The 11171-nt window shown below is 74.3% G+C and carries 9 protein-coding genes; 7 read left to right on the forward strand and 2 right to left on the reverse strand.

The window, feature by feature from the left end:
- The 7 genes from AB8A24_RS41815 to AB8A24_RS41845 form a co-directional block, all read left to right on the forward strand.
- On the forward strand, nt 1-432 hold a 432-nt coding region (locus AB8A24_RS41815; protein WP_369479114.1), incomplete at its 5' end, for a phosphopantetheine-binding protein.
- Nucleotides 429-2018, forward strand: a complete 1590-nt coding sequence (locus tag AB8A24_RS41820; protein WP_328962270.1) for an amino acid adenylation domain-containing protein — start codon at nt 429-431, stop codon at nt 2016-2018. The genes AB8A24_RS41815 and AB8A24_RS41820, both read left to right, overlap by 4 nt.
- Nucleotides 2015-4540, forward strand: coding sequence for an amino acid adenylation domain-containing protein (locus AB8A24_RS41825; protein ID WP_369479115.1), 2526 nt, complete (start codon nt 2015-2017; stop codon nt 4538-4540). Before AB8A24_RS41820 ends, AB8A24_RS41825 begins: the two co-directional genes overlap by 4 nt.
- A gap of 3 nt (nt 4541-4543) precedes the next feature.
- Nucleotides 4544-5800: an ATP-grasp domain-containing protein gene (locus tag AB8A24_RS41830; RefSeq protein ID WP_328962268.1), complete on the forward strand. Its 1257-nt coding sequence runs from the start codon at nt 4544-4546 to the stop codon at nt 5798-5800.
- Nucleotides 5793-6521 (forward strand): HAD family hydrolase, encoded by a 729-nt coding sequence (locus AB8A24_RS41835; RefSeq protein ID WP_369479116.1) that lies wholly within the window; start codon nt 5793-5795, stop codon nt 6519-6521. The genes AB8A24_RS41830 and AB8A24_RS41835 overlap by 8 nt, the downstream gene beginning before the upstream one ends.
- A complete protein-coding gene (locus AB8A24_RS41840; protein ID WP_328962266.1) occupies nt 6518-7651 on the forward strand; it encodes a hypothetical protein in 1134 nt (377 codons plus the stop codon). Before AB8A24_RS41835 ends, AB8A24_RS41840 begins: the two co-directional genes overlap by 4 nt.
- A 99-nt stretch (nt 7652-7750) precedes the next feature.
- Entirely contained in the window at nt 7751-8728 is a 978-nt protein-coding gene (locus AB8A24_RS41845; RefSeq protein ID WP_369479117.1) for an NAD-dependent epimerase/dehydratase family protein, read from the forward strand.
- Between the two features lie 89 nt (nt 8729-8817).
- On the opposite strand, the gene AB8A24_RS41850 is transcribed toward AB8A24_RS41845, so the two are convergent.
- Together AB8A24_RS41850 and AB8A24_RS41855 are read right to left on the reverse strand one after the other, a co-directional pair.
- Nucleotides 8818-9669 carry a hypothetical protein gene (locus tag AB8A24_RS41850; RefSeq protein ID WP_328962264.1) on the reverse strand — a complete coding sequence of 284 codons (852 nt, stop codon included), beginning with the start codon at nt 9667-9669 and terminating at the stop codon, nt 8818-8820.
- A gap of 26 nt (nt 9670-9695) precedes the next feature.
- Nucleotides 9696-11171 (reverse strand): PQQ-binding-like beta-propeller repeat protein (locus AB8A24_RS41855; RefSeq protein WP_369479118.1); only part of this gene is annotated, 1476 nt, incomplete at its 5' end.

Here is an 11171-nt window from a genome sequence, read left to right on the forward strand (position 1 = left end):
CGCCCCGACCGGGAGGCGATCGCCGAGCTGCTCGCCGAGGCGGTCGCCGCCGAGGCCGCGCAGCCGGCCGACGGGGCCGACGCGCAGCCGGCGAGCGACGCCGAGCGGACCGTCGCCGCGGCCTGGGAGCAGGTGCTGGGCCGCACCGTCGGCGCGTCGGAGAACTTCTTCGACGTCGGCGGCAACTCGCTGCTCCTGATCCGGCTGCGCGACCGGCTGCGCAGCGCACTGGACCGCGAGGTCGACGTCGTGGACCTGTTCCGGCACTCCACCGTCAAGGCCATGGCCACCTTCCTGGGCGGCGCCCCCGCCACGGACGCCCCGTCGGCCGCCGGGGAGCGCGGGCAGAGCCGGGCCCAGGCCCGCGCCGAGGCCATGCGCGCCCGCGGCCGCGTCCGCCAGACCAGCACACCGATACCGAGGAAGCGATGAACGACCGGCAACAGCGCACGCTCTACCAGTGGTTCGAGGAATCGGCCCTGCGTCACACCGGCCTGCCCGCCCTGGAGATCGGCGACGAGGTACTGACCTACGGCGAGCTGCGCGCCCTCGCGCTCACCCTCGCCGACCGCATCGCCGCCAAGCACGGCTCCCTGCCCGCCCGGGTGGCGCTCGCCGCCACCCGCTCGGTCGCCGCGTACGCCGGCTACCTGGCGATCCAGCGGCTCGGCGCGGCCGTCGTCCCGCTGAACCCCGACTACCCCGCGCAGCGCAATCTCGACATCGCCCAGCGGGCCGGTGTCGAGGTGGCCCTGGTGGACACCCGGTCCGCCGACCTGTTCACCCGGCTGCCCGAACGCCACCGGCCCACCGTCCTCGGCCTCGACGAGGACGAGCGGGTGTCCGGCCCGGCGATCGAGGTACTGGAGCGGTCGCTGCCGCCGGTCCCGGACGACCCGGACCGTGAGGCGTACCTGATGTTCACGTCGGGCTCCACCGGCCAGCCCAAGGGCGTGCCGATCCGGCACCGGAACACCTCGCTGTTCCTCGCGCACACCATCGAGCGGTACGAGATCGCGCCGGGCGCCCGGCTCACCCAGACCTTCGGCCTGACCTTCGACGCGTCCGTCATCGACCTGTTCGCGACCTGGGGCGGCGGCGCCACCCTGGTGGTGCCGCTCGCCGCCGACCTCTACCGGCCGATCGACTTCGTCGTCGAGCGTGAGCTCACCCACTGGTTCTCGGTGCCCTCGGTGATCCGTGAGGCGCAGCGGCTCGGCAACCTGCCGCTGGGCCGGGCCGTGAACCTGCGGCACAGCATGTTCGGCGCCGAGCCGGTCACCGCGCAGCACGCCGAACTGTGGCGCGCGGTCGCCCCGAACGCCGTGATCCACAACGTGTACGGGCCCACCGAGCTGACGGTGTGCTGCACCAACCACGCGCTGTCCGGACCGACCGAGGACTGGCCGGAGTTCTCCAACGGCACCGTGCCGATCGGCGTCCCGTTCCCGGGCATGGAGATGGTGCTGTTGGACGAGAGCGGCCTGGCGGCCGACGAGGGCGAGCTGTGCGTGCGCGGCGCGCAGCGCTTCGGCGGCTACCTCGACCCGCGCGAGAACGCCGGGCGGTTCGTGTCGTACGAGGCCGACGGCGGCCCCGCGGAGGGCTACGGCGGCAGCACCGCGCTGACCGACCGCCACTGGTACCGCACGGGAGACCGGGTCCGGCGCGAGAACGGGCTCTACGTGCACTGGGGCCGCCTCGACCAGCAGGTCAAGGTACGCGGCTTCCGCATCGAGCTCGGCGAGGTCGAGGCGGCCGTGCACCGCCACCCGCACGTCATCGACGCCGCGGTGCTCGCCCTGCCCGGCCCGGACGGCGAGACCGAGCTGGTCGGCGCCTACGCGGGCCGCGAGGTGGACCCCGAGCGGTTCGACGCCTGGCTGCGCGAGCTGCTCCCGCTGCACATGGTGCCCGCCTCGCTCACGCACCTGCCGGGCGGGCTGCCGCTCAACGACAACGGAAAGACGGACCGCAAGGCACTGGCGCGGATCCTCGACACGACGGAGGGGTCATGACCGACGCGCTGGAGTACTGGCGAGGCGAACTGGCGGGCCTGGAACCGCTGGAGCCGGCCACCGACCGGCCGCGCCCCTCGGCGCGTACCGGCGCCCTGGGCCACGTCACCCGCACCGTCCCGGCCGGCACGGCGCAGGGGCTGGACAAGGCGGCCGCCGAGTACGGCGCCCCGCTGTCCGCCGTACTGCTCGCCGCCTACCAGGTGCTGCTCGGCCGGTGGACCCGCCGGAGCGACCTCGCGGTGGGTGTCCCGGGCTCCGACGGCGGCCTGGCCGTCGTCCGCTGCGACCTGACCGCGGGCCCGGCCTTCGCCGAACTCGTGGCGCGGACCGACGCCGCGCTGACCCGCGGCCGGGCCGCCGCGCTGCCGGTGGCCCGCCTCGCCGCCGCGTTCGAGTCCGCGGCCGACGGCCACCACCCCGTGGTGCAGGCCCTGTTCACGGACGGGCCGGCCCACCGGGCCGAGGGCGTCTGCCCGCCCGACCTGACCCTGACCCTGGATCCGGCCGCCGGTCGCGAGGGCCTCGGCCTGCGCGTCGACTTCGCCGCGGAGCTGTTCGACGCGGCGAGCGCGGAGCGGCTCACCGACGGCTACCTCACCCTGCTGACCACCATCGCCCAGGCCCCCGGGATCGCGCTGGAGGGGCTCGACCCGCTCGGCGTCGCCGAGCGCGAGCTGCTGCTCGACGTCTGGGGCCGCGGCCGCGCCGCCTTCCCCGAGGCCGCCGACGCGGACGCCGCCCCGGACGTGGCCGGTCTGGTCGCCGAGCAGGCCGGGCGCGTGCCCGACGCCGTCGCGGTCGTCTTCGGCGCCGTCGAGCTCACCTACCGGGAGCTCGACGCCCGCGCCGACCGCCTCGCCCACCACCTGCGCGGCCTCGGCGCCGGACCCGACGTGCCCGTCGCGGTCTGCCTGGAACGCGGCCCCGCACTGATCGTGGCGCTGCTCGCGGTGCTCCGCTCGGGCGCGGCCTACGTGCCGCTCGACCCCCAGCACCCGGTCGACCGCCTGGAGTTCGTGCTGCGGGACACGGCCGCCCCGGTGGTCGTCACCCAGGAGTCGCTGCGCGGCCGGCTGTCCGGCGGAGACGGCGCGGGGCCGCGTACCCTCGTCGCGGTCGACACCGACGCCGCGGCGATCGCGGCCTCCCCCGTCGTGGCACCGGCGGCGGCCGCCGGGCCCGGGCACCTCGCCTACGTCCTCTACACCTCCGGCTCCACCGGCACCCCCAAGGGCGTCGCCGTCACCCGGGGCGGCTTCCGCAACCTGCTGTGCGGCATGCGGGAGACCTTCCCGGCGCCGGCGAACGAGCGGGTCCTGTTCACCACCTCGGCCACCTTCGACATCGCGGGCGTCGAGGTGTTCCTGCCGCTGATCACCGGCGGCCGGATCATCGGCGCGTACCAGGACCAGATCCACAACCCGCCGGCCCTCGTCGAGCTGATCGACCGGCACGCCGTCACCCTCGTACAGGCCACGCCGTCCGCGCTGCGCCCGCTCCTGGACGCCCTCGGCGACCGGCCGCGCGCCCTGGAGATCTTCGCCGCCGGAGAGGCCCTGCCCGCCGAACTGGCCGCACGGATGCTGCGCGCCGGCACCCGCGTCCTCAACGGCTACGGCCCGACGGAGACCACCGTCTACGCCTCCGTCGCCGAGATCACCAGCGCCACCGGCACGGTCCCCATCGGCCGCCCCACCGCCGGCACCGAGCTGTACGTCGTCGACGACGCCGACCGCCCGGTCCCCGTCGGCGTACCCGGCGAGCTGCTCATCGGCGGCGCCGGCGTGGCCCGCGGCTACCTCGGCCGCGACGACCTGACCGCCGAGCGCTTCACCCGGAACCCGTTCGCGGCCGGCCAGGTCTACCGCACCGGCGACCTGGTGCGGTGGCTGCCCGGCGGCGACCTGGAGTTCCTCGGCCGCCTCGACCACCAGGTCAAGGTGCGCGGCTTCCGCATCGAACTCGGTGAGATCGAGGCGGCGTTGCTGGTCCACGAGGACGTCGACTCGTGCGCCGTCACGGTCCGCGAGGACGTTCCCGGCGAGAAGACGCTCGTGGCGTACGTCGTCCCGGTGTCCGGCCGCCCGGTGCCCGGCGTCGGCGCGCTGCGCGACTGGTGCGGGCGCACCCTGCCCGGCTACATGGTGCCCGGTACGTACGTCTTCCTGGACCGGATGCCGCTGACCACCAGCGGCAAGACCGACCGCAAGGCGCTGCCCGCACCGGGTGGCGAACGCGTCGGCCTGGAGGCCGAGTTCATCGCCCCGCGCACCCCCGCCGAGCGGGCGGTGGCCCGGGTGTGGGCCGAGACGCTGTACGCCGACGAGGTCGGGGCCCAGGACGACTTCTTCGACTTGGGCGGCGACTCGCTGACCGCGACCCGGGTGGCGCTGCGGCTCCAGGAGGACTTCGGCCTGGAGATCCCGGTGCGCACCCTGTTCACCTACTCGACCGTCGAGTCGCTCGCGGGGGCCCTGACCGTCGCCCGCCGCACCGGCGCGTTCCCGGCCGGAGGCTGACCCATGACCGAGACCCCCGCCAACCCCGTGCTGCTCGTCGTCTACGACGCCGGCAGCCTCGCCCCCACCCGGCTCGCCGAGGCGGCCCGGCAGGCCGGCTGCGACCTGGTGTTCGTGACCGCGGACACCGCGCACGCCCAGGAGATGATCCCGACCCTGGAGATGGTCGGCACCGTCGTGAACACCGCGGGCCGCACCGAGGCGCAGACCGAGGCGGCGCTGCGCGCGCTCGCCCCGGCGGGCATCGTCACCTTCAGCGAGTTCCAGATCGCCCCGACCGTGCGGCTCGCCGAGGCCCTCGGCCTGCGCTACCACCGGCCGGCCGACGTCGACGCCATCACCCACAAGGACCTGCAGCGCCGCCGGTTCGCCGAGGCGGGCGTGGACAGCGTGCGCTTCTGCACCCTGACCGACCCCGACCAGGCCGACGAGGCGATCGCCTACGTCGGGCTGCCGGCCATCATCAAGCCGGTGATCGGCGCGTCCAGCCGCAACACGCAGGCCGTCGCCACCCCCGAGGAGTGCCGGGCCGCCCTCGCGGCGATCTTCGCCGGCTCCGACGGCGGACCCGCCGAGACGGCCGTGATGCTGGAGGAACTCCTGGTCGGGCGGCCCACCCCGGCGCCCTGGGGCGACTACATCGCCGTGGACTGCGTGGCCGACGGGGACGACGTCCGTCCGGTGTTCGTCACCAGCAAGTTCGCCCTGGCCGAGCCGTTCCGCGAGCGCGGTGGCTACGGCGGCTTCTCCGTCGTACCGGAGGCCGAGGAGCGCGAGGTCCGCGACCTCGCCTGCCGCGCGGTGCGCGCCCTGAACATCCACGGCGTCGCCGACGTCGAGATCAAACTGACCGCCGACGGCCCCCGGGTCATCGAGGTCAACGGCCGGCTCGGCGCCTGGGTCGACGACCTCGCCGTCCGCTCCGGCACCTCCGACCCCGCGTACGTGGCGGTCGCCGCCGCGCTCGGCCTCCCGTACGAGACCCCCGAGGTCAAGCAGGGCGGGCCGATCGCCTTCCACTACCTGACCGTGCCGCCCATCGGCGCCCGCCGGGTGCGCGCCATCCGGGGCGTCTCCGCACTGCGCCGCCTCGCCCACGTCGACCGGGTCGTCGTCCTCGCCGAGCCCGGCGCGGACGTGGACTGGCGGATCGGCGCACGCGGCAACACGGCGGCCGTCATCGGCTCCACCGCCACCCATGAGGAACTGGCCGCGACCGTCGCCGCCATCGAGAGCGTGGACTGGATCGATTATGAGTGAGTTCCCCGTACGAGCCGATGAGTTCGTCGTCTTCGACCTGGACGGCGTACTCGTGGACACGCAGGACGCCGAGAACGGCGGCATCGCCCACGTCGGCGAGATGATGGGCCTGCGGCTGGACAAGGACCAGCGGGACGAGCTGTTCTCCGGCAAGAAGATGCAGGAGTGCTTCGACCTGATGGCGGACCTGTCGGGCAACGCCCCGCCGCAGGACGCCATGGCGATCGCCCGCGCCCGGTGCGAGGAGCTGATCGGCGACCGCATCGAGCCCATCGACGGCGTCGCGTACGCCCTCGAACAGCTCGCCGCCGCCGTCGGCGACCGCATGTGCGTGGCCTCCAACAGCCCGCTCGCCATCATGCGCAGCCGCCTGGAGAAGGCCGGGATCCTGCACCACTTCGGCACCCGGCTCTTCTCGGCGTACGACGTCGACGCCTGGAAGCCCGACCCGAAGCTGTTCCGCTGGGCCGCCGAGAGTTGCGGGGTCACGCCCGAGGTGTGCGTCGTGGTCGAGGACAGCCCGGTCGGCGTGGACGCCGCCGTGGCCGCCGGGATGCGGGTCCTGCAGTACACCGCCGACCCGGCCACCCCGCCCCACCGGGAGGGCGCGCTCACCTTCCCGTCCATGCGCGCACTGCCCCACCTCGTCCGCGACGCCCACCTGATGGCGCCCGTCGTCGCCCCCTTCGCCGCTGCCGCACACTTCGGAGGTACCTCATGAACAACGCCCGCAAGATCATGGTCCTGGGTGCCGGCGACATCGGCCGCCGTGTCTTCCACGAGCTGGCGCACAGCCCGAACCCGCGCCACGTCCAGCTCGTCGGCCGCGACGAGGAGACCGTCCTGAAGGCCGCCAACCTGACGCGCTTCTGCAGCGTCCAGCGCGGCCACACCAACGAGGTCAGCCACGCGCGGACCGACATCACGGACGTGGCGCGCACCGCCGAGCGGATATCCGCCTTCGACCCCGACATCATCTTCCTGGCCGTCAGCTACCAGTCCTGGTGGGTCATCTCCACCCTCCAGCAGGACGCCTTCCAGCGGGTCTACGCCGCCAACTACGGCCCGTGGCTGCCCATGCACCTCGTCCCGGTGATGAAGGCCATGGAGGCCGTCCGTCTCTCCGGCACCCAGGCGCTGGTCGTCAACGCCGCCTACCCCGACGCCGTGCACCCCGCGCTCACCGCGATCGGCCTCTCCCCGGACATCGGCATCGGCAACGTCGCCAACAACGTCCCTGGCATCACCGCCGTGGCCGCCGACGAGCTCGGCCGCAGCACCGCCGACGTCGAGGTGCGCCTGGTGGCCCACCACTACGTCTCGCACCGCCTGTCCCGCACCGGCAACAGCGGCCCCGCCGGCATGGGCCTCGGCATCCGCCTCGACGGGCGCGACGTCACCGGCGAGCTCGACGTCGCGGAGCTCCTGAACCGGCTGCCCGGCGCGTACCGCCGCACCGGCGGTCTGCCCGGCCAGACGATGACCGCGTCCTCCGCGCTCAGTGTCCTGGAACCGCTCGCCGACGGGCGCGACGCGGTGGTCCACGCGCCCGGCGCGGACGGGGCGCTCGGCGGTTACCCGGTGGCGATCGAGAACGGCAAGTTCCGTGCGCTGCTCCCCGACGGCATGACGGCGGACGAGGCGCACGCCATCAACGTCTCCGGGCAGCTGCACGACGGCATCAGCGAGATCCGCGCGGACGGCACCGTCGTCTTCGAGCCCTCCGCCATGGCCGTCATGAAGGAGGAACTCGGCTACGACTGCGCCGAGATGAAGCTCTCGGAGGCCGAGGGTCGCGCCCAGGAGATCGCCGAGCGCTTCACGGCGTACCGGGACCGCACCGCCCGCTGACCCGGGATCCACGCCGAACGCCGCCGGCGGCCCGTACGGCCCCCGGCGGGGTTCGCGCGCCGCACGACACGACGGACGAGCTCCACGGAAGGAACCAGGATGAGGCTGCTGCTGCTGGGCGGAACGGACTTCGCGGGGCGCGCCGTCGCCGAGGGCGCGGTCGCCCGGGGCTGGGACGTGACCGTCTTCCACCGGGGCGAGCACCCGGCCCCGCCCGGCGTACGGGTCCGCCACGGCGACCGCACGCGTGAGGACGGCCTGGCCGCCCTCACGACGGGGGAGTGGGACGCGGTCGTCGACACCTGGTCGGGCGCCCCGACCGTGGTGCGCGACGCGGCCGACCTGCTGGCCGGGCGCACCGGGCGCCACGCCTTCGTCTCCAGCCGCTCGGTGTACGCCTGGCCGGTGCCGGTGGGCCTGGACGAGTTCGGGCCGTTGGCCGAGGGCGACCCGGACGCGCAGTCGAGCGACTTCGCGGCCGACAAGCGGGGGTCGGAACTGGCCGTGCTGCGCGCGTTCGGCGAGGACCGCACCCTGCTGGTCCGGCCGGGCCTGATCCTGGGCCCGCGCGAGAACGCGGGCCGCCTGCCGTGGTGGCTGTCCCGCATTGCCCGGGGCGGTGAGATCCCGGCCCCCGGCCCGCGGGACACCCCGCTCCAGTACGTCGACGTACGCGACCTGGCGGCCTGGCTGCTGGACGCGCTGGAGTCCTCCCTGCACGGCCCCTACAACCTCGTCTCGCAGCCCGGCCACAGCACCATCGGTGAACTCCTGGACCTCTGCGTACGCGTCACGGGCGGCGCCGCCGACCTGCGCTGGACCTCCCCCGAGGCGATCGCCGCCGCCGAGGTCTCCCCGTGGACCGACCTGCCCGTCTGGGCCCCGCCGGGCACGGACTTCCACGCCGCGATCCACACGGGAGACGTCTCCCGGGCCCACGCCACGGGCCTGGTCTGCCGCCCGGTCACCGAGACGGTCACCGACACCTGGACCTGGCAGCAGTCCGTCCCGGAGGCCGAGCTGAACCTCGCGGACGGCCTCGGCGAGGAGGCCGAGGCCCGTCTCCTGAAGGGCTGAGGCGACCGCCCGGACCGCCGGGCGGACGGCCCCGGACGATCACGGGCGATCACGGGCGATCACGGGCGATCACGGGCGATCACGGGCGATCACGGCCCGGGGCCGGGGTCCTGCGGGTCGCCCGCCAGGCGGACCGTGCTCAGGATGCGCATGATCAGGGCGTCGTCGACGGCCCCCGGGACGCCCGTACGGCCGTAGAAGTCCCAGGAGACCAGGTCACCCCGGGAGTTCCGGAAGCCGAAGACGATCGCCTGGCCGTCGCCCGCGCAGCGGTTGCTCTGCGGGACGCCCGAGGAACGCGCTCTGACGTAACTCCCCTTGACCCCCGACTTCGTGGTGTACGCCACCGGCTTGTCGGATGTGACCACGCTCTTGTCCGGCTGGGTGTAGGCGGCGTAGACCCAGGTGGGTGCCTCCTTCACGGCGATGTCGGCGGGGTCCTTGGCGCCGCCGGCGCCCTTGGTGCCGACGTTGCCGAGCCGGACGTCCGTGACCTGGCCGTCGCCGTTCGCGTCGATGCTGCACCACCGGGACTTGTAGAAGGCGGGGGCCGTGTGCCCGATGAGGACCTTCTCGGTGTCCTTGCGGTCCTCGTAGCCGCTGAAGACCTGGGGCTCGAGGACCTCCCACCCCGGCGGGACGTCGAACGCGGTGCCGTGCGTGGGGTTGATCACGGTCTTCCAGCCCGCGACGAGCGGCTTCGTCGGGTCGGCCGCCGACGCCGCGGCCGCCGCCGAGGCGCGGTCCCGGTTCTCGCGGACGCCGAGTACGACGCCGGTCGCGGCGGCGGCGACCGCCAGGGCGGTCAGGGCGCAGATCCCGACGACGAGTCGTTTTCTGCTGACCCGGCCCCCGCCGGCGTCGGGCTCCGGCGGCGCCTGGAAGGGCGGCGGCCGGTACAGGCCGCCGGGCTGACTCGGCTGTTGGTACGGGTTCTGCACGGTGCCCCTCCTGGTACCTGCCTGCCCTACTTGCCGAAGGACAGGATCGAGCGGCTCGCCTTGCGCGGTTCCGGGCCGTAGACCCGGCCGTTGAGCAGGAACAGCCGTCCGCCCGCCCACGCGATGCGGATGCCGTGGGTGTAGAAGACGTCCTCGGGGCCGGCGGCCGCCGCCGGGCTCTGCAGCACCGGCCGCGAGGCCCCGTCGGCCGCGGCGAGGGAGACGACCGCCCCCGCCTCGCCGCTGCCCGGGGTGACGTAGGTGAGGACCTTGCCGTCCTCGACCGCGAGCGGCCACATGGTGCGCCCCTTGGGCTGCTCGGCGGTGCGCCACCGCTCCTTGCCGGTGTTCAGGTCGACGGCGACGACCTGGTTCGTGACGTCGATGCCGAGAGTGGTGCCGGGCTTGCCCGCGCCGATGTAGAGCGAGTCGGCGTCGGCCGCGACGGCGTAGCACTCCTGGAAGCCGGTCGCGTTGCCGAAGCCGTTGCACCGGCCGCTGACCCCGAAGGTCGGGTCGCTCTGCGAGCGGACCGTGCCGTCGGCGGCGAACGCCGTGAGGTTCCAGGTCTTCTTGTCCTTGTGGTGCGCGGCGACCACCAGCGGGTCGACGGACAGCACCCGGCCGACGGTCCAGTCCGGGGCGTACTTGTAGCTCCACCGCGCGGCGCCCGTGGCCGGATCCAGCTCCTCGACCATCGCCTGTCCGCGTGCGACGACGTCCTTCGGGTCGGGGCACTGGCGGATGGCGATCAGCCGCGAGCCCCCGGCGAAGCCGTACGGGTAGCAACCGTTCGGGCTCGACGTGCCGAAGAGCTTGCGGCCGTCGGTGACCGAGAACCCGCTCATGAGGGCGGACCGGACGACGACCACGGTGTCACCGCTGATCGCCAGCTCGAACTGGGTCGAGCTGTCGTGCTCGTTCTCCGGTGGCAGCGGAACCTTCCAGCCCGCCCGCCCCGTGGTCAGGTCGATCTGCTGGAGGTGGGTGCAGCGCGAGCTCTCCGAGGCGCTCTCCTTCACCCCCACGACGAGCTTGCCGTTCGCGGACGGAGCCGGCGGGATCCCGCACAGCGGCGTCTGGAGCGGGAGTTTCCACTTCTCCTGGCCGTCGGCCACCGCGTACGCGGTGAAACCGCTCGGGATCGCGCTGACCACGGTGTCGCCCACCCGCCACGGGCCGTACTGCGAGGTCCCCGCCCCGGCCACCTCGGCCTGGTTGTCGCGCAGCCAGACGCGGGCCTCGCCCGCCCGGATGCCGGCGTTGGGGTCGTAGGCCTCGGGTCCCCCGCCGGGGCCCTTGCCGTCGCCCTGGTCGACCGAGGGCGTACCGGTGGGCCCGGCCAGGGGCTCCGCGCTTTCGCCGCGGACCGTGAGGTGGTAGGCGCCGCCGCCGATCACGAGCAGGGCGGCGAGCAGCGCCGCGACGGCGCCGACGGCGGCCACGGGCCGGGGCCGTCGCGGCCGGCCGCGGTCGCCGGACCGCGGGGCGGTCAGGGTGGG

Source organism: Streptomyces sp. BF23-19, from assembly GCF_041106355.1.
In the GTDB taxonomy this organism is placed as follows: Bacteria; Actinomycetota; Actinomycetes; order Streptomycetales; family Streptomycetaceae; genus Streptomyces; species Streptomyces virginiae_A.

Coding starts and splice junctions, on each gene's coding strand:
- AB8A24_RS41820 (WP_328962270.1), top strand. CDS start 429: ATGAACGACCGGCAACAGCGCACGCTCTACCAGTGGTTCGAGGAATCG.
- AB8A24_RS41830 (WP_328962268.1), top strand. CDS start 4,544: ATGACCGAGACCCCCGCCAACCCCGTGCTGCTCGTCGTCTACGACGCC.
- AB8A24_RS41845 (WP_369479117.1), top strand. CDS start 7,751: ATGAGGCTGCTGCTGCTGGGCGGAACGGACTTCGCGGGGCGCGCCGTC.
- AB8A24_RS41835 (WP_369479116.1), top strand. CDS start 5,793: ATGAGTGAGTTCCCCGTACGAGCCGATGAGTTCGTCGTCTTCGACCTG.
- AB8A24_RS41840 (WP_328962266.1), top strand. CDS start 6,518: ATGAACAACGCCCGCAAGATCATGGTCCTGGGTGCCGGCGACATCGGC.
- AB8A24_RS41825 (WP_369479115.1), top strand. CDS start 2,015: ATGACCGACGCGCTGGAGTACTGGCGAGGCGAACTGGCGGGCCTGGAA.